We start from the raw sequence: 23,254 nt of genomic DNA, 5'->3' as shown, positions 1-23,254 counted from the left end.
GTCAATCTAGTGAAGGGGCCCGCGGCCGCCGGCAGCCGTCCGGGCACGGACCAGCACGCCCGACCGCGCCGGCACCGTGACGCCGCCGTCCACCGGGCCCGTGGGGACGCCGTCCGTGGTGCTGAACAGCACCTCGTCGGCCAGCACCTCCCAGCCGTCCTCCCCCAGGTTCAGGTGGACGGCGACCGCGCCCCGGTCGAGCGTCAGCCGCCGGCGGTCCTCGTCCGCCGTGGCCCGGCCGAACCGCGGATCGGTCAGGTCGGGCAGCTCGCGCCGCAGTGCGGCGAGCCGCCGGTAGCCCGCCAGCACGACCGCGTGCCGACCCTCGGCGAGCTCGTCCCAGCGCAGCCGGCTGCGCTCGAACGTCTCGGGGTCCTGGGGGTCGAGGACCTCCTCGGGGTCCCAGCCCATCTGCTCGAACTCGGCCAGCCGGCCCTCGGCCGTGGCCCGGGCCAGCTCGGGCTCCGGGTGGGACGTGAAGAACGCGAACGGCGTGCTCGCTGCCCATTCCTCGCCCTGGAAGAGCATCGGGGTGAACGGGGCCGCGAGCGTCAGCAGGGCCGCGCAGAGCAGCAGGCTGGTGTCCAGGTGCTCGGCCGTGCGGTCGCCGCGGGCCCGGTTGCCGACCTGGTCGTGGTTCTGCGCGCACACGACGAGCCGCCACGTCGGCATCCGCTCGGTGTCGACGGGCCGGCCGTGGTCGCGGCCCCGGAAGCTCGAGAAAGTGCCGTCGTGGAAGAACCCGCGGTCGAGCACCTTGGCCAGCGCCCCGAGCGGGGCGAAGTCGGCGTAGTAGCCGTCGGTCTCCCCCGTCAGCGCGACGTGCACGGCGTGGTGGAAGTCGTCGCTCCACTGCGCGTCGAGCCCGTGCCCGCCGGCCTCGCGCGGCGTCACCATGCCGGGGTCGTTGAGGTCGGACTCGGCGATCAGGGTCAACGGCCGGTTCAGGTGGGCCGACAGGCCGGCCACCTCGACCGACATCTGCTCGAGCAGGTGCGCCTCGGACTCGTCGAGCAGCGCGTGGACCGCATCGAGCCGCAGCCCGTCGACGTGGAAGTCGCGCAGCCACATCAGCGCGTTGTCCAGGATCAGGCGGCGCACCTCCTCCGAGCCCTCGCCGTCGAGGTTCACCAGGTCGCCCCAGGTGTTGCGGCCCTCCTTGAGGTACGGCCCGAACCGCGGGAGGTAGTTGCCGGACGGCCCGAAGTGGTTGTAGACGACGTCCTGGATGACGCCGATCCCGGCGCGATGACAGGCGTCGACCAACCGCTGGTAGGCAGCAGGGCCGCCGTACGGCTCGTGCACCGCGGACCACAGCACGCCGTCGTAGCCCCAGTTGTAGGTGCCGTTGAACGCGTTCACCGGCATCAGCTCGACGAAGCCGACGCCGATCGAGGCCAGGTGCTCGAGCCGTTCCGCCACGGCGTCGAGCGTTCCCTCGGGGGTGAACGTCCCGACGTGCAGCTCGTAGATCGTCGCGCCGGCGAGCTGACGGCCGGTCCAGGCCTGGTCGGACCACTCGAACGCGCCCGGGTCGAAGGTCGCGGACCGCTCGTGCACGCCGTCGGGCTGGCGCAGTGAGCGCGGGTCCGGCAGCGGCCTGTCGTCCTCGTCGAGGAGGAAGCCGTACGGCGTCCCGTCGGCGACCGCGCCCGGGTCCTCCTCCGGTAGCCACCAGCCGCCCTCCCCCGGCGCCATCGGCACGACGTCGTCGCCGAGGCTGAGCCGGACGCGACGGGCACGCGGCGCCCACACCTCGAACGTCATCGGTCCTCCCGCACGAGCAGCGCCACCGGAAGGGTGTCGAGCAGCCGGCCGACCTCGGCGGCGGCGGGGCGCTCGGTCAGCAGGTCGCGCCACTCCCCCTCCGGCAGGGCGAGCCGGGTGTCGCGCCAGCCGCCCGCCTCGGCGAGGCCGAGCGGCAGACGGGTCGCCACCGCCACCACTCCCCCGCGATCGAACGCCAGCAGGTGCCCGGCAGCCGCTCCCCCGGCACCGACCGGCTCGTAGCGCGTGAACAGCTCGGGCCGCCCGCGGCGCAGCCGCAGCGCGGTGCGCACCACGTGCAGCTTGGCGGCGCCCTGGTCGTCGGGTCCGGTCGGGGCCGACGGCGCCGCGCCGGCCGCCAGCAGCTTCCGGCGCAGGTCGAAGTCCACCGGCCTACGGTTGTCAGGATCAACCAAGCTCTGGTCCCAGAGCTCCGTGCCCTGGTAGACGTCGGGCACGCCCGGGATCGTCAGGCTCAGCAGCTTGGCCGACAGCGCGTTGCTCCAGCCCGGCGCGGCGAGGCGCTCGGCGGCGCCGTCGAGGATCGCGCGCGTCGCGCCGTCGTCGTACGCCGCGTCGACGACCGCGTGCACTGCGTCCTCGTAGGCAGCGTCGGGCTCGGTCCAGGTCGTCCGGTCCGCGGCCTCCCGCATCGCCTTCTCGGCATAGGCGTGCAGCCGGTCGCGCGCGATCGGCCAGGCCCCGACCGCCGCCTGCCAGAGCAGGTTCGCGAAGCCCGGGTCCGGTAGTGGCGCCGCATCGAGCAGGTCCTCCAGGGTCCGACGCCACCACCCCGGGTCCTCGGCGAGCACGGCGATCCGCGCGCGGACGTCCTCGCTCCGCTTGGTGTCGTGGGTGCTCAGGGCGGTCATCGCCGCAGGGCCCGTCTCCTGACGGCGGACCATCGCCTCGTGGAAGCCAGCGGGCGTCAGCGAGAAGTCGTCGGGGTCGGCGCCCACCTCGTTGAGCGACGTCAGCCGGCTCCACCGGTAGAACGACCGGTCCTCCACGCCCTTTGCCATCACCATGCCGCTCGTCTGCTGGAAGCGCAGCGCCGGCGCGGTCAGCCGGTCCTGCAGCAACGGGACGACGGTGTCCAGGGCGGTCGCGAGGTCGGGCCGTTCGGCGCGGACCGTCTCGACGGCGAGGTCGAGGTGCTCGCGCCCGTCGGGGAGGTAGCTCCGGTAGACCGGGAACGCCGCGAGCAGCTCGACGAGCACGGACTCCACGTCGGTCCGTCTCTCGGCGGGGTCCTCGTCCAGCTCACGAGCGACCTCGCGCGCGATCCTGCGCACCTCCGCGTTCAGGCTGGTCTCGGCGACCTCCCTCTTGTTGGCGCGGACCATCTCCGCCCACGGCGGGACTCCCCCACGTGCCTCGTCGTCCAGGGCGCCGAGGTCGGCCTCGCCCGCGGGGTCGACCAGGACCCGGTCGATGAGGGCCAGCGCGTCGTAGCCGGTGGTCCCTGCCGTGCGCCAGCGCACCGGGAGCTCCTCCCCCGGCTCGAGGATCTTCTCGACGACGACCCAGGCCTCGTCGGTGAGGTCGGCCAAGTCCTCGAGGTAGGCCGCCGGGTGCCGCAGCCCGTCGGGGTGGTCGATCCGCAGCCCGTCCACGAGCCCCTCGCGGAACCAGCGCCCGACCTCGGCGTGCGTCGCCTCGAACACGTCGCGGTCCTCGATCCGCACGCCGGCGAGAGTGTTGACGGAGAAGAAGCGGCGGTAGTTGAGGTCGTGGTCCGCCGCGCGCCAGCTGACCAGCCGGTAGTGCTGGCGGTCGTGCACGGCCGACGGGTCGCCGTCGGGGTCGGCGCTGCCCGGAGCGAGGGGGAAACGGTGGTCGTGGTAGCCGAGCATCCCGTCGACCACCTCGAGGTGGCCGATCGCGCCCTCCGGCCCGCCGAGGTCGTCGTCTCCCAGCACAGGGACGAGCACACGTCCGTCGCCGGCGTCCCAGTCGATGTCGAAGTAGTGCGCGAACCGGGACTCCCGGCCGTTCCGCAGCACGTCCCACCACCACCCGTTCGTGACAGGGGTCTCGATGCCGACGTGGTTGGGCACGACGTCGACCACGATCCCCATCCCGCGGCGGTGCGCCTCCGCCGACACGCGGGCGAGAGCCTCGGGCCCGCCGCGCGCAGGATCGATCCGGCCGGGGTCCACCACGTCGTAGCCGTGCGTGCTGCCGGGATGCGCCTCGAGCAGCGGCGAGAGGTAGAGCCAGCCGACGCCGAGGTCGTCGAGGTAGGGCAGCACCTCCAGCACGGCGTCGAGGTCGAAGTCGGCGGTGACCTGGAGACGGTAGGTGCTCGTGGGGACCGGACCGGTCATGCTTCGGCGGCCATGGACGCGACGGACGCGGCCGGGCTGGAGTCGATCTCCGGCTCCTCGCTCCGCGAGTCACGGAGTACGACGACCGCGCGGTGCGGCAGCTGGATGACGTCACTCGCGTCGAGGGAGTCGGTGGCGCACTCGCCGGTCGTGTCCAGCACGACCTGCCAGCGGGCGGCGTACTCCTTGTCGGGGAGCGTCACGGGCCGTTCGTCCCCGCCGTTGAAGAGGATCAGGAAGTGGTCGTCCCGGATCGGCTGCCCGCGCGGGTCGCGGCCGGCGATGCCGTCGCCGTTGAGGTACATGCCGAGGGCCCGCAGGTCGCTGTGCCAGTCGGCGTCCTCCATCGGCCGCCCGTCGGGGTGCAGCCAGACGATGTCGTTGAGGCGGCCGCCCTCAGCAGTGCGGACCGACCTCCCGGTGAAGAACCGCTGGCGCCGCAGCGACGGGTGCTCGCGACGCAGCGCGACGAGGTCGGCAGTGAACTCGAGCAGCGGCCGGTCGACCCGCTCCCAGTCGATCCAGCTGATCGCGGAGTCCTGGGCGTAGGTGTTGTTGTTGCCGTCCTGGGTGCGCCCCACCTCGTCGCCGTGCAGCACCATCGGGACGCCCTGGCTCAGCAGCAGCGTCGCCAGCAGGTTGCGCTGGTCGCGCGCCCGTGCGGAGTTGACGTCCTCCTTGTCGGTCGGGCCCTCCACGCCGTGGTTCCACGACCTGTTGTCGTCGGACCCGTCGCGGCCGTCCTCGCCGTTGGCCTCGTTGTGCTTGTGCTCGTAGGACACCAGGTCGCGCAGGGTGAACCCGTCGTGGGCGGTCACGAAGTTGATGCTCGCGACCGGACGGCGGCCGGAGTGCTCGTAGAGGTCGGAGGACCCGGAGATCCGGCTCGCGAACTGGCCGAGGTCGGTCGTGCCGCGCCAGAAGTCGCGCACGGTGTCGCGGTAGGCGCCGTTCCACTCCGTCCACTGCGGCGGGAAGTTGCCGACCTGGTAGCCGCCCGGTCCGACGTCCCACGGCTCCGCGATCAGCTTGACCTGGCTCACGACCGGGTCCTGCTGCACGAGCTCGAAGAACGCGGCGAGGCGGTCGACGTCGTAGAACTCCCGGGCGAGGGCCGACGCGAGGTCGAAGCGGAAGCCGTCGACGTGCATCTCGGTGACCCAGTAGCGCAGCGAGTCCATGATCAGCTGCAGCGAGTGGGGGTGGCCGACGTTGAGCGAGTTCCCGGTGCCCGTGTAGTCCATGTAGTACTTGCGGTCGTCGTCGACCAGCCGGTAGTAGGCCGGGTTGTCGATGCCCTTGAAGCTGATCGTCGGCCCGAGGTGGTTGCCCTCCGCGGTGTGGTTGTAGACGACGTCGAGGATCACCTCGATGTCGGCGTCGTGCAGGGCGCGCACCATCGCCTTGAACTCCTGCACCTGCTGGCCGGGGCTGGCAGCGGCCGCGTAGCCGTCGTGCGGGGCGAGGAAGCCGATCGTGTTGTAGCCCCAGTAGTTGCGCAGCCCACGCTGGAGCAGCACGTCGTCGTGGACGAACTGGTGGACCGGCATCAGCTCGACGGCGGTCACGCCGAGCTTGCGCAGGTGCTCGACCACCGCGTCGTGGGCGATGCCGGCGTAGGTGCCGCGCAGGTTCTCCGGGACGTCGGGGTGGGTAGCGGTGAGGCCCTTGACGTGCGCCTCGTAGATGACGCTCTCGGCGTACGGCGTCCGCGGCGCCCGGTCACCCTCCCAGTCGAAGTAGGGGTTGACGACGACACCGAGCATCGTGTGCGGCAGCGAGTCGTCGTCGTTGCGCGAGTCCTCCTCGCCGAAGTCGTAGCCGAAGAGCGACTGCTGCCAGTCGATCTCGCCGAACGTCGCCTTGGCGTAGGGGTCGAGCAGCAGCTTCGACGGGTTGCAGCGCAGACCCTGGGCGGGGTCCCACGGCCCGTGCACGCGGTAGCCGTAGCGCTGCCCCGGCTGGACCTCGGGCAGGTAGGCGTGCCAGACGTAGGCGTCGACCTCGGTGAGGTCCACCCTCGTCTCGGTCCGCGTCCCGTCGTCGGCGACGTCGACCAGGCACAGCTCGACCCTTTCGGCGATCTCGCTGAACAGGGCGAAGTTGGTGCCGCTGCCGTCGAACGTCGCACCCAAGGGGTACGCCGATCCTGGCCAGGTCTCTACCACAATCCGGAGCCCTCCCGTCCGAGCCGGGCGACCGCCCGACGCACGGACCCCTGGTACCCACAATCCAACAGGGCTACCTCCGCCGGGACAAGAAGCGGCGCGGATCACTCCGGTTTGCGGAGGACCACCACCGCGAAGCTGGTCAGGTAGGGCGACGGGTGCTGGTGGAGCAGCCGGGTCTTCGCCAGCTCGGCCCTGTGCAACGGGGCGACCGGCCGGTAGTAGGTGTGCCCGAAGGTCGCGTGCCAGCACTCGACCTCGAAGCCGACGCTCTCGAACCGCCGGGTCGCCCGCGACGTGGGTCCGGTGCACCACCGGTAGTAGGCGGGGAACTTCTCCTGCCGCGGGTCGCTGATCCGGTGCGGCTGCACCTTGCCCAGCACCGACCGCGCCAGCTCCTCGGGGATCAGCCGGTTGATCACGAACGGCACCGTCATCAACGTCGGGAAGAAGTGCACCGCGTGACCGCCCGGACGGAGCAGGTCGAAGCAGTTGCGGTGGAACGTGCGCGGGTCGCCGATGTGCTCGCACAGCATCTTGGAGAAGACGAGGTCGTAGGCACCGTGACCGTCCGGCAGCGGCCGGCAGAGGTCGGCGACGCGGGTGCGGACGTTCCCCGGCGCCTTGCCGAGCTCGTCGGCGGAGATGTCGAGGACGACCCGCTCGGGGGCGAAGCCCCACCGCGCCTCGTCCGCGACCAGTGGGTTGGCACCGCCACCGAGCTCGGCCACCGTCGTGGCCCCCGTACGGCGGCCGAGCCCGATCAGCAGGTCCTCGTACCCCGACCAGAGCTGGTCGAGATCGGTGTAGAGCGGACCGCTCTCCAAGGTGGGTGACATGTCGGTGACTCCTGGTGGCAGTGAGAGGGCAGCATCCGGCTCAGGCATCGGCACCCCGCAGCAGCGACCGCAGGCCCGGGGCGCCCGGGTCCAGCACCCTTCCCGCCACGGCCCAGACGACGAGGAAGGTGACCGCGCTCGCCGGCACCGCGAGCACGACGTCGGCGACGGCGTGCGCGACCGCGCCGGCACACACCGAGCCGACGAGGACGGCGCCGATCGCGCGTGGCGAGGCGATGCTCCCCGTGATCCGGGTCAGCGCGCGCATCAGGATCGTCGCCTGCACGAGGAACGCGGCGCAGGTGGCGATCGCGGCGGCCGTGATGCCCCACACCGGGATGAGGACGAGGTTCATCGCGATGTTCAGGGTCAGGGCGACCACGCTGGCGAGCAGCACGACCGGGTCGGGCCGCAACGCGAGGAGCACGCAGGATCCGAGGTGCGTGATGCCGAAGAGCAGCGGGGCGGCTGCCAGGCCGAGCAGCACGCCGTGGTGCACGTACTCGGGGCCGAACAGCAGGCGCACCACGTCGTCGCCGCGCAGGGCGATGACGACGCCGTACGGCAGGTAGACCGCGCAGACGACCACGAGCGCGCGGCGCGCCCACGTGCGGACGTGCTCGGGATCGTCCGGTCGCCGGGCGATCACGGGCATGTAGGCGCGTGACAGCGTCCAGCTGACGAAGACGATCGTCTCGAAGAGCCGGTAGCCGGCGCCGTACACGCCGACGGCGACGGTGCCGATCAGGACGCCGATGAGTGCGGAGTCGATGCGGAAGACCCCCATCGCGGCGACGGCGCCCGCGCCCATCACCGGGGCGGCCTCGAGCAGCAGCTTCGCCTCGGCGCGACTGCCGTGGACGACCAGGCGCGCACCTGCCCGGCGCGCGGCCACGTGCATGCCCAGCACGCCGACGGAGGTGCCCACCAGGTACGCCAGCGCCGCGAGGGCCACCGATCGCGTGGTGAGCACGGCGGCGGCAGTCAGGGCCAGCGTCGCGAACCGCTGCACGACGAGCACCACTGCGGCGAACTGCTGCCGCTGGAGGGCGCCGCAGGCGGCGCGCGAGGCGTCGGTGACCGTGTCGACCAGGCCGCTCGCGACGAGCAGGACGACCGTGGCGCCACTGCGTGCGCCCATGGTCGGCACGACCACCGCACAGGTGGCTGCGATCACCGCTGCCGACAGGAGGACGCGGATCGCGACCAGCGCGCCGTAGGACCGGTCGAGCAGGTCGGGGCGGGAGCTGCCGAGCTGGACCAGTCGTGAGTCCAGGCCGAGGGAGGGCGCCACGGCGAGCAGCAGGCCGAGGCTCAGCCCGAACGAGACGACGCCGAACTCCGCCACGCCCAGCACGCGCGCCAGGATCAGGAACATCAGCAGGGTCGCGACCTTGCCGAGGAGCTCTGACGCACCGAGCGCGAGAACGGCCGCGCCCGTGCGACGCAGCGTGTCGGCCCGTTCAACGACGTCGGTCATCTGGCGACGAGCCTCCGCACCGCAGCCGCGGGCAGCACGGCCTTGACCCGCTGCCGGGTCGCCTGCTCCCACTCGTCGATCGCCACGACCGAGCGGTGCGACGACGCCGTGACCCTCACCCGGAAGAGCTCGTCGTTCCCGAACTTCGCCTCGGTCCGGCCCCGTAGCCAGTCGAAACCGGTGACGTCCTCGGCGTCCCTGGCGCGGGTGACCGCCATGAGCTCGCAGACCGATCCGCCGCGGTAGCGCTGGTGGTCGTCTGCGACCCGGCAGTCGAAGAACCGGTGCGTGGCTCCGTCGAACATCACGACCGAGTACCCCGCGAGCAGGTCGTCGTCGACCAGGAAGAGGTTCATCGCGGCCCGGCCCCGGGCGACGGCCTCCCGGACGACCGCGGTGTAGAACGAGCGCGCGGCCGGGTCGTCGAGGTGGCTTCGCCGGCCCACGCCGTGGTCGCGGCCACGGCGCAGCTCGACCACGCGGGGCAGCCACCGGTCCACGACCTCGGCGTCCTCGATCGTGAGCCTCGCCCACGTGCGTCCGTCGGCCTCGACCCGGTTGATCGCCTTCTGCGCGTTGCGGACCCGGTTCCGGCTGATCCTGTAGTCGGTCCCGAGGCCGGCGATCTGCGGCATCGGCGGTCCTTCCCCGAGGCTGGCGCCGAGGCGGTCGACGAGGACGCCGGCGACCGGGTCCCCGGGCGGGAGCTGATCGAGGTCCAGCGACCAGCGGCCCTGCTCGGCCGTCCACGCCGCGATCGCCTCGCCGAGAGCGACGGCGGCCGGCTCGTCGTCGTGGAAGAGCTGCCCGTAGTCGTTGAGCTCACCGCCGAGGAGGCTGATCCGGCGTGCGCCACGCTTCTTCGTGACGCCGAGCGCAGCGACCGCGACCGGCGCGGGCCCGGCCCGCACCGTGATGACGACGGGCTCTGCCGGAAGCAGCCTGGCGGCGGCCTCGAGCCACCAGGAGGACGTGCAGAACGCGACGCTGTGCCGGTCGACGTAGGTCACCAGCCGTCCGAGCTCGGCCCGTGCGGCGTCGCCTGTCGCGACGGTCGAGAGCAGGTCCGCGGTCATCGTGCCGCCCCGTCGGGAGCGAGCTCTGCCGCCCACTCTCGTGCCAGGTGCCACCGCGCCCGGCGGTGCTCGCCCTGTGCCTGGTCGAGCGCGTGGCGGGCGACGGCGATCTCGCTGGCGTAGGTGCGCAGGGTGAGCCAGCGGAGCTGGGTCGCGAGCGCGGGACGCTCGTGAGGGCGGACCGAGGCGACGAGCATCTGCCAGGCCGCCTCGGCGACCGCGGGCTCGTGCAGGGTCACCACCAGCCGCACCATGTCGTGGTGGCGCGGACCGGTCCCGGCGTGCTCCCAGTCGATCACGGTGACGCCGGGCCCGGCCGTGTTGAGCACGTTGTGGCGGTGGTAGTCGTGGTGCACGGTCGCGTCCCGGGGCAGCTGGTCGTAGGCGCGCCGGACGGCGAGGAACATCCGCAGGTCGAGCCCCGCCCGCACCAGGCGGGTCGCGCGCAGGGGAACCGTCCGTCTCGGTGCCCGCCACGTCGCCGCAGGCGTGACGAAGCGCGGGTGAGGCAGTGCCTGGATCCGTTGGGCGACGTCGAGGGCCGCGACGGCGTACGCCGTCGTCTCCTCCGGCTCGTCGTGCACGCGGCGGCTCACCAGCCAGCGGCAGTCGCGGTCCATCGCCACGATCTCCGCCGTCGGGATCCCGTGCCGCGCGGCCCACTGGCGGCCTTCGACCTCCCTGCGGACGCGGAGCACGTCACCCGATGACGCGGCCCGGAAGACGACCAGGTCGGGGTTCTCGACGAAGGTGGCGAGATCGGTCACGCCGTCACCGCCAGCCCCGCTCGAGCCTCGTCCCACGCGAGGGTGTCCGCGATCGCGGCGGACAAGTCGAGCTCGGCGCCCCAGTCCAGGACGCGTGCGGCCTTGAGGATGCGGGCGACGGCTCCGACGGTGTCTCCCGGGCGCGGCGGGGCGTCGACCACGGGGAGCCGGTCGCCGGTGACCGCCTCGAAGGCGGCCACCAGCTCCCGCACGGTCGTGCCCCGCCCGGTCCCGATGTTGATCGCGGAGTGGCGCGACCCGTCCAGCGCGCGGTCGAAGTCCTCGATCGCGGCGACGTGCGCGCGGGCGAGGTCCCAGACGTGGACGTAGTCGCGGAGGCCGGTGCCGTCGACGGTCGGGTAGCCCACCCCGGTGACGGCGAACGGCTTCCCGGTGCGATGTGCCTCGACCAGCCGGCCGAGCACGCTCGGCGACTGCTCCCGCGGGCCGGTGCGCAGCCAGGGGTCGGCGCCGATCGGGTTGAAGTAGCGCAGCGAGACCACCCGCAGGTCGCTCGCGTCCGCGAGGTCGGCCAGCACCTGCTCCGCGACCGCCTTGGTCCGCGCGTAGGGGCTGAGCGGGTTCCAGCACGAATGCTCGTGCACGGTGAGGTCCGGCTCCGGCTGGTAGATCGACGCCGAGCTGCTGAACACCAGGTCGGTCACGCCGCCCTCGGTCAGCGTCTCCGCGAGCTCGAGGGTGCCGAGCACGTTCGTCCGGTAGTAGCGACCCGGCTCGCTGACGGAGTCGGGCACCACGACCTGCGCGGCGCAGTGCACCGCGGAGGTGATCCCGGGGTTCTCGTGCAGGATCCTCCTGACGAGGGCGCGGTCGGCGACGTCGCCGACGTACGCCGACCTGCCCACCAGGAACTCGGCGCGGCCGGTCGACAGGTCGTCCAGCAGGACGGGGCGGTGCCCGGCGTCGGACAGTGCGGAGGAGACGGTGCTGCCGATGTAGCCGGCGCCACCGGTGACGAGGACGTCCATCAGCGACACTCCCCCGGGACGTGCGGCGGGACGCCGTCGGGGATCGCATAGGCGACGATCCGGTCGAGTCGGACGCCGTCCGGCACCGGGTGGAACAGGCGGAGCCGGATCTCGTGGGTGGTACCGGGCCGGAAGCAGTAGAAGCGTCCCGAGATCACCTGCACCACCCGGCCGTCCTTGCCCACGAGGAACGCCTGGGCGGCCACGTATCCGGACAGGTCCTCCCCCCGGGTCGTCAGGTTCGCGGTGACGACGGTGTCGTCGGGCAACCGCTGCAGCCTGGTCCGGGTGACCGTGATCCTCGCCTCCGGTCCGGCCTTCGCCGGCGTGGTGGCGTAGGCCGGCCTGACCTGGACCGCCGTGGTCCTGCCGGCCACTGCCGGGTCGATGTCCGCGAACAGACCGAAGTACTTGCCGGGCGGCAGTCCGACGACGGTGCAGCAGACGTCGCGGCCGGTACCGGTCGTCGACATCACCACGTCGCCCGCCGTGTCCAGGGCGGAGATCCGGACCCGCAGGTGCTTGATCGGCTGGTCGGAGTCGTTCCGTACGACGACCGCCAGCTGGCCGCTCGTCTCGCCCCAGGAGACCACCTTCAGCGGCTGCTGCTGCTGCGGGTGGACGGTGCCGCCGGAGCCGCCGGTCGGCGGGACCAGGCCGGGGGTGGGCCGGTCGCTGCCGGCGTCGCTGCCGGCTCCGACGACACCAGTCATGAGGAGGTAGCCGATGACCAGCCCGGCGATGATCACGCCCATGCCGGTGTAGATCGGCCACATCGGGCGCTTGTTCTCGCTCCAGGGACTCATCGACGCCCTCCGGTCGGGGTGAGGCCTTTTCCCGTGGACGCCAGGCGGGCGTACAGGTCGGCGTACTGCTGCACCATCGCGTCGGCGCTGAACCGCTCGGCGGTGCGCGCCCGACCGGCGTGCGCGAGCTGGGCACGCAGCGCGGGCCGGGCGATGACGTCGTCAAGGGCTCCGACGAGCTCGGAGAGCGACCCGGGCTCGACCAGCCGGGCCGCTCCGGCGAAGTGCTCGGCGAGCCCGCCGACCCGGGAGGCGACGACCGGCAGACCGGCCTCCATGGCCTCGAGAACGGAGATCGGGAGCCCCTCCCAGTCGGTCGGGAGCACCAGGAAGTCGCTGGCCGCCACGAGCCGTGGGACGTCGGTGCGCTCGCCGAGCTGGCGGACGGTTCCGCCGAGCCGGTAGTAGTCCACCTCGGCAGCGACCCGCGTCCGGTTGGGCCCGTCCCCGGCGAGCAGCAGGAGCGCCCGCTGGCCGATGTAGGACCATGCGTCCAGGAGGAGGTCGTGGCGCTTCTGGTCGACCATCCGGGCGAGGCACAACCCCACGACCGCGGTGGGCGGGATGCCCAGCTCGGCCCGGGCCTGCGCGCGGGGGTAGGACGGCAGGGGCTGCACGGCGTTCGGGACGACCTCGATGCGGTGCTCGGGACAGCCGGCCAGCGCGAGCTGCCGGCCGACGTGGGACGACACCACGACCACGCGGTCGCTGGCCCAGGAGAGGATCCGGGCGGCGTGCGCGGCCTCGGCGTCCGCCACGCCGTGCAGCGTGGTCACGATGGGGACGTCGCGTCCGAACGCCAGCCGGGCGACCAGCGTCGCCTTGGGGTTGTGCGCGTGCACGAGGTCCGGACGACCGGCGGCGCGCAGCCGCAGCACCGAGCGGGCGAGCTGGACCGGGTTGCGGCCGACCATCGTGATCGGGACGTGACCGACGCCGGCGGCCCGGACCTGCGGGATCCGGAAGCCCGGCCCGCTGGCGATCGTGACCTCGTGACCGCCGGCGACCGCGGCGGTCGCGAGGGTTACCGCGACCACCTCGGCGCCGCCGACGCCGAGCTCGGAGATGACGGTCAGGATCCTCATCCGGCCAGCTCCTCGTAGATGGTGAGCAGGGACCTCACGGTGTGCTCGATTCCGAAGTGGGACGCGACGCGAGCCCTGCCCGCGTCACCGAGCCGCTGCCGGAGACGCACGTCCTCGGCGAGCAGGGCGAGCGCCGCGACGAGCTGGTCGTCGGCGCCGGGGTCGACGAGCAGGCCGTCGACGCCGCTGCGCACGATCTCGGGAACCCCGCCCACGCGCGACGCGATGACCGGCACCCCGCACGCCATCGCCTGCAGCATCGCCATCGGGCACGCCTCGGCGGCGGAGGGCAGCACGAACATGTCCGTGTCGCGCAGGTACGGCGCCGGGTCGCTCCGGTAGCCGGCGAGCCGGACCGTGCGGCCGGTCCCGGTCGCCGCGACGGCCTGCTCGACCAGGCCCCGCTCGGGGCCGTCGCCGACGAGCTGGAGCTGCAGGCCGGGGACCCGCGCCGCGGCGCGCACCAGCTCCGGCACCCGCTTCACCGGCTGCATCACCCCCAGCCAGGTCGCGCGCGGGTGCGGGTGCTCGGGCCGGGCGGGTCCGGTCGCGAGCCAGGCCGGGCCGACCCCGTTGGGGACGGCGCGCACGCGGTCGCCGGGGATCCGCACGTGGTCCCGGGCATAGACCGCGAGAGCCGCGCACGGTGTGACGACGACCGACCTGGGCGCCCGGGCGAGCAGGCGCTCGAGGAACAGGTAGGCCCAGCGGTGCCGGATGCGTCCCGGGGCGATCGCAAGGTTGCCCGACACCAGCGGCGCCAGCTCGTCCGGGACGCCGTGCAGCGTGTAGACCGACGGGATCCGTCGGCCCGTGGCGAGGACCCGCCCGACCAGCCCGGCCCGGCGGTCCTGCAGGTGGACGACGTCGGGGCGGACGGCCGCGACCACTGCGGCGACGGCCCGCGCCCCGGCGACGTCGCCCTTGCCGTTCATCGCGGCAGGGTGGGTGCTGACGCCGAGGCGAGCGGCGTGGGCCAGGTAGGCACCGGGCGGCCCGACGAGGTGGCTGTCGTGCCCGAGGCGCGCGAGCTCCGCCGCGACCTCCGCCGCATGGTCGACGGGGCCGCCCCGGTCCTGGGTGACGAGCTGGAGCACGCGCACGGTCAGGTCCTCCTCGGCCGGAGCGCCGGCTCGAGCGCGATGCCGAGGGCGACCAGCAGCCAGACCGGCAGGTAGAGCTGCTCGCTCAGGAAGCAGGCCGCCACCAGCACGCCCGCGAACGCGATCAGCGTCGCGTTCGCGAGAGGGCGGCGCTCGGGTGCGGTCCGCGCACGCAGGGCCCCGCGGACGCCGTACGCGAGGATCGCGAGGAAGGCGCCCAGGCCGAGCAGCCCGAGCTCCGAGCTGACGTCGAGGTACATCTGGTGGGCGACCGTCTGGTCGACGTGGGAGGTGCCGGCCGGCGCGAACTCCGCGCGGCTCGCCGCGAAGCCGCCCGGCCCCTGGCCGACGAGGGGGCTCGCGACCGTCATCTCCGCGGCCATGGTCGCGGTCGTGAGCCGGGTGTCGACGTTGGCGGCGGCGATGTGGTCCTTCTCCTCGAGGCTGCGGGAGACGACGTCGCCATGGGTGAGCCACAGCGCTCCGAGCACGACGGCGGCCACCACGCCGAGGCTGACGGCGGTGGTCAGCCGCACGGCCCCGAGCAGCACCGCGACCACCGCCATGACGGCAAGGCCGAGGAGGGCGCCACGCGAGAAGGTCGCGAACGTGGTGACCACGAGGACGGCCGCACAGCCCATCAGCAGGACGGTCGTGGCGACCGAGCGGCGACGGACCACCAGGAGCATCGGCAGCGCCGCGATCATGAAGAACGCGAGGTCGTTGGGGTCCGAGAGCGGGCCGCCTGCGCGACCGCCGTGGGCGAGGAAGCCGACCGAGGCGATCACCCCGGCAGCGGTGCAGGAGAGCGCGAACGCCACCGCGAGACACCGGCCGAACGCGAGCGGGTCGGGGCGGCCGCGGCGGATCGTGTCGACCAGGACCACCACGACGAGGGCGTACGACGCGTAGGTGACGGTGTGGTCGAGGCCGACGGCCAGGTCGGCGCCGTGCAGCACGAAGGAGGCGAGCACCGCGAGGACCAGGGCGCCGACCGCGTGGAGCCCGTGGTGGCTCAGGGAGAGCCGCGGGTCCTGCACGACGCGCACCAGCCAGGACACGAACAGCAGGGCGCCCATGACCTTGATCGCGTCAGGGTGCACGTCGCGCAGCAGGTCGCCGAACGGCTCGGCAGCGACGTAGGCCATCGCCGCCCACTCGACCCGGAGGATCGCAGCACCGACCGCGGCGACGGCCACCAGGCCGAGCAGGGTCGCGTACGGCGACCCCACGGCCAGTGCCCCGGCACCGGCGCAGGCCACCGCCACGGCGCCGTAGACGGCCACGCGTCGCGCGTCGCCCGGGATCCGCGGCGCCCGGCCGCGTCCGGAACGCCGGACCTCGGGAACGTGGACGCTGGGCAGGTGGACGCTGGGCACCCGGAGCGGGCGGACCTGTGCGGTCTGCGGTCGGCGACCGCGCTCGAGCAGGAACAGGGTGGAGGCGTAGGTCGCCGCGGAGAACAGCGCGACCAGCACCAGGCCCGGAGCGGACACCTGCGCCCACGGGAGCACCCGCTGCAGCGCCAGCCCGGCGGCAGCCATGGCGGCGGCTGCCGCGGCGACCGGTGCGAGCCGGCGGAGCAGGCTGCCCCACTCGGTTCCCGGGAGGCGGCTGGTGGTGACCACGACGGCCGCAGCGAGGGTCGCCACCCCGGCGGCGAACTGCACGACCGCGACGGCGGTCACCCCGCTGTCGACGTAGATGCCGAGCAGGACCAGGAGCATCCCGACGTGGAGCGCGCCCAGCCCGAGCACGTCGGACGTGCGGCCGACCGCCTTGAGTGCGACGAGCAGCAGCTCCAGAGCGCTGAGGGCGAGCCCGTAGGCGGCCAGCCACCGCAGCGCCGGCACCGCGGCCGCCCACCGCTCCCCCAGCAGCTGGAGCTGCGGGGCGAGGACGATGACGCCCACGTACGCGGGCACGACGAACGCGTGCAGGACCCGAGCGGCGTCGACGGTCGCGCGCCACACCGCCGTCCCCCGCAGCCGGCACAGGTGCGCGAAGACCGCGCCCCCGACGACCATGGCGATCAGCAGGTAGGGCATGTAGGCGACCCGGAACGCCATCGAGTAGGCGCCGAGGTCGTGAACGCCGAGCCGGTTGGCCACCAGCACGTAGTCGACGTTGAGCATCAGCAGCGTGAGCAGGCCGCTGCCCGCGAGACCGGCGCCGTACCCGACCAGGGTGGTCGCGTCGGCACGCGACCAGCCGGGCCGCACGGGCCGGCGGACCGCCCAGAACAGCAGCAGCACGACGATCGCCTGGACGACCTGGCCGTAGACCAGGGAGAACGCGCCCTCGCCGACGGCGAGGGCGCCGATCGTCACGGCCGCGCCGACCACGTTGCCGGCGATGTCGGGCAGCACGCGGCGCCGGAAGTCCAGTGCCCGCCGGAGCAGCTCGCCGCTGACGCCGGCCACGGCGGCGAACGGGACGCAGAGCACGATGCCCCGGAAGACACCGGTGCCGAGGTCGCCCGCCTGCAGGGCGTCGGCGAAGCCGGGCGCCGCGAGCCACACCAGCAGCACCAGGACGCACCCCACCGTGAGCGCGATCGTGAGCGCCGTGCGGGCGGCGCGCTCTGCGTCGCCCCGGAAGTGGACCAGGGCGGTGCTCGTGCCGAGGTCGGCGAGCACCGTCGTGACGTTGAGCAGCACGGCGCCGAGGGAGATCACGCCGAACGCGTCCGGGGAGAGCACCGCGGCGAAGACGAGGAGGACCAGGGTCTGCGCGCCCTTGGAGGCGACGGCGCCGATCGCGAGCCAGGCCGCGCCGGACACGGCCTCGGGCGGCTGCGGGTCGCTCGTGGCTCGCGCTGCCGCCAGCGGCGCGCGAGCCACCTCGGGCACGACCATGGTCATGCCTCTCCAGTGCGGGGGCAGGCTGTGCTTGATCCGGGGCGGAGCGGAAATCTCAGGAGCGGCCGGCGCGCCGGGTCCCCCGACCGCGGACCGCCGCCTCGAACGCACCGAGGGCAGGTTTGGGCGTCAGGTCGGGATGGAACAGGCCGAAACCGTCCTGGTAGCTCCTGGATCGCCCGTCGACGTCGCGGTACCAGATGATCGGCCCGACGTAGGGGTAGCGGGTGCGGACGAGCTCCACGGCCTGCCGGAGGAACTTCGCCTGCGTCTGCGGCGACACCGGGATGTCCCACGGGTTGCCCTTGCTGTCCGGCCCGGACGACCAGCCGAGCTCGGTGATCCAGATCTGCTTCCGCGCGTCGCCGTACTCCTTCATCACGTCGCGGACGGCAGGCGTGGCGGTGAGCCGCCACTTCGCGCCGACGGCCGGCGTGTCCGGCGGCGCGTTGCTCGGGCCCACGTAGGGATGGGTGGCGACACCGTCGAAGCAGTCCTTCGCGCCGGCCTCGTAGGCCTCCCGCAGCCAGTCGTCGTCGTTGTACATCAGTCCGCCGAGCAGGACCGGTGACTGGTCGTAGTGCTTGACCGCCGGATAGGCGGCACACAGGAGGCGCGTGTAGGTCGCCGGGTCGGCGCCCTCGAAGAAGGCGTCGAAGTTCGGCTCGTTCCAGACCTCCCACGCGTCGACGTCGTCCCCCCAGCGCTGGGCGGCCGTGCCGATCGCCTCGGCGAAGTCGGAGTCGTGGGTCGGCGGGGCGTAGGGGCTGCCCGACGTCGAGGCCCACGCGGGTGTCTGCCAGAGGGCCAGGATGACCTTCAGGCCGAGGCGGTGCGCGCGGGCGAGCACGTCGTCGAGCAGGTCGGTGTACCAGCCGGCGAACGGGCCGGGTCCGTCCGGCTGCAGCGTCGCCCAGCCGACGTCCACCCGCAGCCAGCTCGCGCCCGCGGCGGCGAGGTGGTCCATCACGACGAGTGCCCGCTTCGACGTCGCCGCGTGGTGGGCGGACAGCTGGACGCCGAGCTCGTGGTCGCGCTCGGGCCCGGTCGGCGCCTGGTGCCCGTGGCGGTGGCGGTGGTCGGGTCCGCCGGTCGCGTGCTGGTGGTCGCCCGAGGAGTCCGGGAGCGCCTCGATCCGGGGCGGCAGCGTCGAGCCGAGCATCCAGACGCCCGCCGCCGTGGCGACGACCAGGATCACGAGGCGGACCACGAGCTTGCTCATCGCGTCCTCACCGTGACCGTCCCGCCGTCGTGCTGGTCGCGGACGGCCCGACCGAGGAGGTCGTGCGCGAGTCGCCGAGCGGCAGGGAACCGCTCCGACGCGCTCCTGACGGACGGGTAGAGCGGCCGCAGCTTCAGCCGGAACGTGCGCATGGTGTCGAACGCGTTGACGTCGACTCGCCGGATCGCGAAGTCGTCCTCCCGGTCGTGCACGGCGAAGGCCGCGCGGTAGCCGGCGGCGCGCACGGCAGCGCGGACCCGCGCGTCGTGGCTTCCGTAGGGGAAGGCGAACGACCTGACGTCGTCGCCGACGACGGACTCGAGCACCTCCCGGGTGTCGACCGTCTGCCGCCGCAGCTCCGCATCGGAGAGCGTCGTCAGGTCGGTGTGGTCGAGGCCGTGCACGCCGACTGCCATGCCCTGGCCGTGCACGGCGCGGAGGTCGGCGTCCGACATCAGCCGGTGCCGGTGCCGGGGCTCGAGCCACTCCGACCAGCCCCCGAGCAGCCCCGCGGGCACGTAGAGCACGCTGGGAACACCGAAGGACGCAAGGACGGGCGCCGCGTGCTCACCGACGCCGAGGTAGCCGTCGTCGAAGGTGATGAGCACCGCCTTCTGGGGCAGGGGTACGCCGTCCAGGCCGGCGAGGTAGTCCTGCACCGTGATCGGCACGAAGCCGGACTCGAGGACGTGCTCGACCTGGGCGCGGAACGCCTCGGGCGTCACGAACATCGCGTGCGGGTCCCGGACGGCACCGACGCGGTCGACGCCGTGGTACATCAGCACCAGCGCGGACGGTCGCCTCATGAGGTCCGCTCCCGGATCTTGTAGAGCCCGCCGGCGAGCAGCAGCACCGCGAGGGTCAGCAGGGCGGCGATGTAGAGGTTGCGCGGCGGCTCGGAGGTCACGCCCGACGGGCCGGCTTCGACGACCACGACCACCTGTGCGGTCTCGTCGCCCTGACCCAGGTGCTGGGCCTTGTCCGCAAGCCCGTTGGCGACCGCGATGGCCGTGTCCCGGGTCGTCGAGGTCACCTCGATCCGGACCGTCGAGGTGCCGGGGTCCATCGTCGCGGTCACGCCGACGTCGGGGCGGTGGTCGGTCGTCCCCAGCGAGTCCACGACGGCCGCCGCGGTCTCCTTCGCGCCCAGCAGCACGCTGTACTCGTGCGCCTGCATCTCGATGGTGTCGGCCGCCTGGTCGGCGGTGAGGGGCCGTAGCGCGATCGCGCTGGTCGCCGTGTAGGTCGTCGGGATCAGCAGGATCAGCTGGCAGCCGAGCGCGACGAGGAGCGCGACCCCGCCGACGAGGACGCCGATGTAGCGCCAGCGCTCGCGGTTGCGCTGGTCCTCGACAGCTGTCATCACCATCTCGGGTGCTCCCCTCGGTTCGACTCGACCACGATGGCCGCGCCGAGCAGCGTCCAGACGAGGCCGGACACGATCGGATTGCGGAGGGGCATGTCGAACGCCCCGTGGGCCAGGACCGCCGCGAGCGCGGCGATCACGGCAAGGCTGCGGGCGCGGAGGGCTCTGGGGGCGCTGCCCGGGCGCGGCGCCGCGAACAGCTGGGCGCGGGTGGCGAGCAGGCACCCGGCCACCACGACCGCACCGAGCGCGACGCCGATGACGCCCCGCTCGGCGAGCACCGTGAGCAGCAGGTCGTGCGGGTGGTCGGGCGGGTCCGCGGAGACGGCGCTCGCCGAGCGAGCGGCGACACCGGGGAACCCGCCGGGCCCCACGCCGAGCCAGGGGTGCTCGGTCGCCTGGCGCCAGGCCTCCGCCCAGATCAGCGGACGGTCGTCGTACTGGTTCTGGGTGGGGTCGCCGAGGGTCCGGATCCGGGAGCCGAGCACCCCGAGCAGCGGGGTGGTCGTCGGCAGCACCATCGCGGCGCAGATCGTCCCGACGATCGCGAGCCCGACGGCAGCGAGGACGCGGCGGGTGGCCGGCTCGCAGACCGCGAGGAACGCCAGGCCGGTCAGCGCCCCGATCCACGATCCGCGGGACATGCTCAGGACGCACGCGGTGGCCAGCAGGGCGGCGGCGAGCCCCAGCGCGGCGGTACGGCGCCGCGACCCGCTGGTGACCACGCACGCCACGGCGACCGGCAGCAGCGCCGCGCAGAACTGACCGAGCTCGTTGGGCTGCGAGAAGGGACCGGTGAGACGCCCGGTCACGACGTTGCCGGCGTCCACCGCCTGCAGCGACCCGGCCGAGACCAGCGCCATCGCGGCGACGATCCCCCCGACGAGCACCAGGAGGTCGAGTCCGTCGATCTCGAGCCCGGGCCGGTAGGCCTGGGCGACCGCCAGCCCGTAGCCGAACGTGAGCAGCGAGATGACCACGAGCTTGACGGAGTCGCCCGGGTCGACGCCGACGGCCGCCGAGACCACGCAGGCCGCCAGCCCCAGGGAGAGGCCCGAGAGGATCAGCGAGGACGGGAGCCGCGCCTCGTCCCGCGCGAGGGCTCGCAGCGCCAGCGCCGCCGGGACCGCCATGGCCGCGTCGACCACGCTCATGCCGACGACCGGCACCGAGATGCCGCCGAACGGCAGGAGGACGATCACGCCGCCGACGGCGAGCGGGAGCACCCGCCCGGACCTGACGCGGGCCGGCGCGGCGACGGGCGCCGAGGCCCGGGTACCGACGATGGTCTGGGTCACGTCGACCCTCCGAGCCGGCGACCGGCCGCGGTCACGGCGCCGTGGGCCTTGACGAGGTCCCGGGCAGCCGCGATCGCGGGGACCAGAGCTGCGGTGGCGATCGGTCGCGGACCCCGCAGCGCGCGGGCCGTCGGGACCGAGAGGTAGGCGATCGTGGTGCCGGCGACCAGCGCCTGGGTACGGCGACCGCCGCGCGCGGCCAGCACGGAGCCGCCCGCGTACGCCGCCACCCGGGCCAGGTCGCGGCCCATCAGCCGTCGGTCGAGCGAGTAGCCGCTGCCCTCGCCGTACCGGCGGAGCATCCGGAGGTTCGCGACGAGGGTCGGACGCTGTGCCCAGCTGACCTCCGCGTCGCGCACCAGCTCGGCGCGATGGCCGCCCTCGACGATCCGGCGGCCGAAGAGCACGTCCTCGCCGGTGGCGAGGTGCTCCGGGAAGCGGCCCGCGGCTTGCCAGCTGCGGCGGGTGAACCCGACCGAGCGGCCGGTCGGCATGGAGGGATCGAAGCTGCGGCCGAGGAAGCGGCCGTAGGTCCGCACGAAGGGAGTACGTCGACCGAGCTCGTCGATCGACGGGTAGCCCACGGCCGCCAGGGCGAGCTCCCACGGCTTCTCGGCGAGCACCCGGTAGGTGCCGGTCCACAGGTCGACCTCCGGGTGCCGGTCGAACGCGCGGCGAAGTGCGGCGAGCCAGCCCTTGGCCGGGACGCAGCCGGCGTCCGTGCACGCGATCGCGTCGTGCCGGGCGAGGTCGATGCCGAGGTTCCGGCCGCGGGAGATCCCGGCACCAGGCTCGACGACGACCCGGACCCGGGGGTCGGCCTCGGCGGCCCGCAGCGCGACGGCGACGGTGCCGTCGACGGAGCCGCCGTCGACGACGACCATCTCGTCGTCGGGCCCGAGCTGCGGGACCAGGCCGGTGAGCAGGTCGGTGAGGCCGTCCTCGTCGTCCAGGACCGTGGTCACGACGCTGATCGGCGGACCCTCGGCGGGGTGCCCGGCGCCGGGGCGGCCGGCGGCGAGCGCGAGGTGGTCGACGAGACGACCGGCGGCCTCGGCTGCGGCGGGGTACTCCTGGGCGCGGTCGCGCCCGGCTCGGGCGGCCTTGCCCCGGAGGGCGTCGTCCTCGAGCAGCGCGAGGGAGGTCGCGACCGACGCCGGGTCGCGTGGCGGCACCGCGAGGCCGCCAGCGCCGGCGACCAGGTCGACCGGCGGGGTGGCGATCACGGGCACTCCCCCGGTCATCGCCTCGAGCGCCGTCATGCCGAAGGCCTCGCGGTACCAGGGCTGGTCGGGGCTCGGCCTCGTGAGCACGGCGACGGCGTCGAACGCCGACACCACGCGGTGGAAGTCCGGCACCTCGCCGAGGAACCGCACCCGCTCGGCCACGCCGAGCTCCGCGGCCAGCTTGACGAGCCGCTCGTGCTCGTCCGGCTCCGCAGGGTCGTCGAGCCCCGCCACCGCCAGCGACCACGACCCGGCTACCGGCTCGGCGAGGGCGCGGATCGCGTCCTCGATGCCCTTGTTGCGCACGATCCGGGTCGCCATGCCCAGCAGCAGCTCGCCGTCGGCGCCGTGCAGCCCGAGCCGGTCCCGGGCGGCGTCCCGAGGCAGCGGTGCGCCCATCCGGGGCGGGTTGAGCACGATGCCGTTGCACGTCGAGCGCCCGTCGGTGAGCCACGAGCTGCTCGAGACCTGTCCGTCGGTCAGCCGGTCGAGCAGGGCGACGAGCCGGCCGGAGAAGGAGGCGTCGTGCCGGACCCAGACGACCGGGATCCCGAGGGCGCGAGCCGCCGGCGCCGCGACCAGCGCGGCCTTGACGCCGTGGGCGACGACCACGTCGGGACGACTGCGGCGCAGCGCCGAGAGGACCCGCGCGGACACCACCGCCAGCCGCGGCGCCGTGCGCTCGCTCGGCAGGACGGTCACCGGCCAGCCGCGGTGCCGCCACTCCGCCGCGGTCGCGCCGGCGCCCAGGGCGATCCCGGTCACCTCCAAGCGGCCGGTCGCGTCGGCGAGCTGGAGCCACCAGCGCTCGGCGCCCCCGAGGACGCCGCCCTGCTGGACGACCGTCACCCGCAGTCGCGCCACGTCGCGC

Annotated in this window: 17 protein-coding genes; all 17 read right to left on the bottom strand. The window is 73.7% G+C overall.

Translation table 11 applies throughout. The annotated features are described in order from the left end of the window. Positions 1-6: 6 nt before the first annotated feature. On the bottom strand, positions 7-1,767 hold the full coding sequence (treZ, locus tag ABD709_RS13640) for a malto-oligosyltrehalose trehalohydrolase (protein WP_344776276.1): 1,761 nt from the start codon (positions 1,765-1,767) through the stop codon (positions 7-9). Next, complete coding sequence (treY, locus tag ABD709_RS13635; protein ID WP_344776274.1) at positions 1,764-4,097, bottom strand: malto-oligosyltrehalose synthase; 2,334 nt, start codon at positions 4,095-4,097, stop codon at positions 1,764-1,766. The genes treZ and treY overlap by 4 nt, the downstream gene beginning before the upstream one ends. Continuing rightward, positions 4,094-6,232, bottom strand: coding sequence for a glycogen debranching protein GlgX (gene glgX, locus ABD709_RS13630; RefSeq protein WP_425575134.1), 2,139 nt, complete (start codon positions 6,230-6,232; stop codon positions 4,094-4,096). Before glgX ends, treY begins: the two co-directional genes overlap by 4 nt. 137 nt (positions 6,233-6,369) lie before the next feature. Next, entirely contained in the window at positions 6,370-7,104 is a 735-nt protein-coding gene (locus ABD709_RS13625; protein WP_344776270.1) for a class I SAM-dependent methyltransferase, read from the bottom strand. A 40-nt stretch (positions 7,105-7,144) separates the two neighbouring features. Then, entirely contained in the window at positions 7,145-8,584 is a 1,440-nt protein-coding gene (locus tag ABD709_RS13620; protein WP_344776268.1) for an oligosaccharide flippase family protein, read from the bottom strand. Continuing rightward, positions 8,581-9,660 (bottom strand): GNAT family N-acetyltransferase, encoded by a 1,080-nt coding sequence (locus ABD709_RS13615; RefSeq protein ID WP_344776266.1) that lies wholly within the window; start codon positions 9,658-9,660, stop codon positions 8,581-8,583. The genes ABD709_RS13620 and ABD709_RS13615 overlap by 4 nt, the downstream gene beginning before the upstream one ends. Further along, positions 9,657-10,427 (bottom strand): aminoglycoside phosphotransferase family protein, encoded by a 771-nt coding sequence (locus ABD709_RS13610; RefSeq protein WP_344776264.1) that lies wholly within the window; start codon positions 10,425-10,427, stop codon positions 9,657-9,659. The genes ABD709_RS13615 and ABD709_RS13610 overlap by 4 nt, the downstream gene beginning before the upstream one ends. Continuing rightward, positions 10,424-11,416 carry a UDP-glucose 4-epimerase GalE gene (gene galE, locus ABD709_RS13605; RefSeq protein ID WP_344776263.1) on the bottom strand — a complete coding sequence of 331 codons (993 nt, stop codon included), beginning with the start codon at positions 11,414-11,416 and terminating at the stop codon, positions 10,424-10,426. The genes ABD709_RS13610 and galE overlap by 4 nt, the downstream gene beginning before the upstream one ends. Next, on the bottom strand, positions 11,416-12,222 hold the full coding sequence (locus tag ABD709_RS13600) for a hypothetical protein (protein ID WP_344776261.1): 807 nt from the start codon (positions 12,220-12,222) through the stop codon (positions 11,416-11,418). Before ABD709_RS13600 ends, galE begins: the two co-directional genes overlap by 1 nt. Continuing rightward, positions 12,219-13,307, bottom strand: coding sequence for a glycosyltransferase (locus ABD709_RS13595; RefSeq protein ID WP_344776259.1), 1,089 nt, complete (start codon positions 13,305-13,307; stop codon positions 12,219-12,221). Before ABD709_RS13595 ends, ABD709_RS13600 begins: the two co-directional genes overlap by 4 nt. After that, positions 13,304-14,410, bottom strand: coding sequence for a glycosyltransferase family 4 protein (locus ABD709_RS13590; RefSeq protein WP_344776257.1), 1,107 nt, complete (start codon positions 14,408-14,410; stop codon positions 13,304-13,306). The genes ABD709_RS13595 and ABD709_RS13590 overlap by 4 nt, the downstream gene beginning before the upstream one ends. Before the next feature lie 2 nt (positions 14,411-14,412). Beyond that, positions 14,413-17,274 (bottom strand): oligosaccharide flippase family protein, encoded by a 2,862-nt coding sequence (locus ABD709_RS13585; RefSeq protein WP_344776255.1) that lies wholly within the window; start codon positions 17,272-17,274, stop codon positions 14,413-14,415. Between the two features lie 52 nt (positions 17,275-17,326). Then, entirely contained in the window at positions 17,327-18,493 is a 1,167-nt protein-coding gene (locus tag ABD709_RS13580) for a cellulase family glycosylhydrolase (protein WP_344776253.1), read from the bottom strand. Further along, positions 18,490-19,299 carry a polysaccharide deacetylase family protein gene (locus tag ABD709_RS13575; protein ID WP_344776251.1) on the bottom strand — a complete coding sequence of 270 codons (810 nt, stop codon included), beginning with the start codon at positions 19,297-19,299 and terminating at the stop codon, positions 18,490-18,492. The genes ABD709_RS13580 and ABD709_RS13575 overlap by 4 nt, the downstream gene beginning before the upstream one ends. Further along, a complete protein-coding gene (locus ABD709_RS13570; RefSeq protein ID WP_344776249.1) occupies positions 19,296-19,856 on the bottom strand; it encodes a YveK family protein in 561 nt (186 codons plus the stop codon). The genes ABD709_RS13575 and ABD709_RS13570 overlap by 4 nt, the downstream gene beginning before the upstream one ends. Next, the gene (locus ABD709_RS13565) at positions 19,856-21,157 is read right to left on the bottom strand and encodes an O-antigen ligase family protein (RefSeq protein ID WP_344776247.1); all 1,302 of its coding nucleotides are present in this window, start codon (positions 21,155-21,157) and stop codon (positions 19,856-19,858) included. Before ABD709_RS13565 ends, ABD709_RS13570 begins: the two co-directional genes overlap by 1 nt. Further along, positions 21,154-23,247 (bottom strand): glycosyltransferase, encoded by a 2,094-nt coding sequence (locus ABD709_RS13560; protein ID WP_344776245.1) that lies wholly within the window; start codon positions 23,245-23,247, stop codon positions 21,154-21,156. The genes ABD709_RS13565 and ABD709_RS13560 overlap by 4 nt, the downstream gene beginning before the upstream one ends. Between the last annotated feature and the right edge of the window lie 7 nt (positions 23,248-23,254).

The organism is Nocardioides panacisoli (genome assembly GCF_039537325.1).
Taxonomy (GTDB): Bacteria; Actinomycetota; Actinomycetes; order Propionibacteriales; family Nocardioidaceae; genus Nocardioides; species Nocardioides panacisoli.
This window is presented reverse-complemented; position numbering and strand designations above follow the sequence as displayed.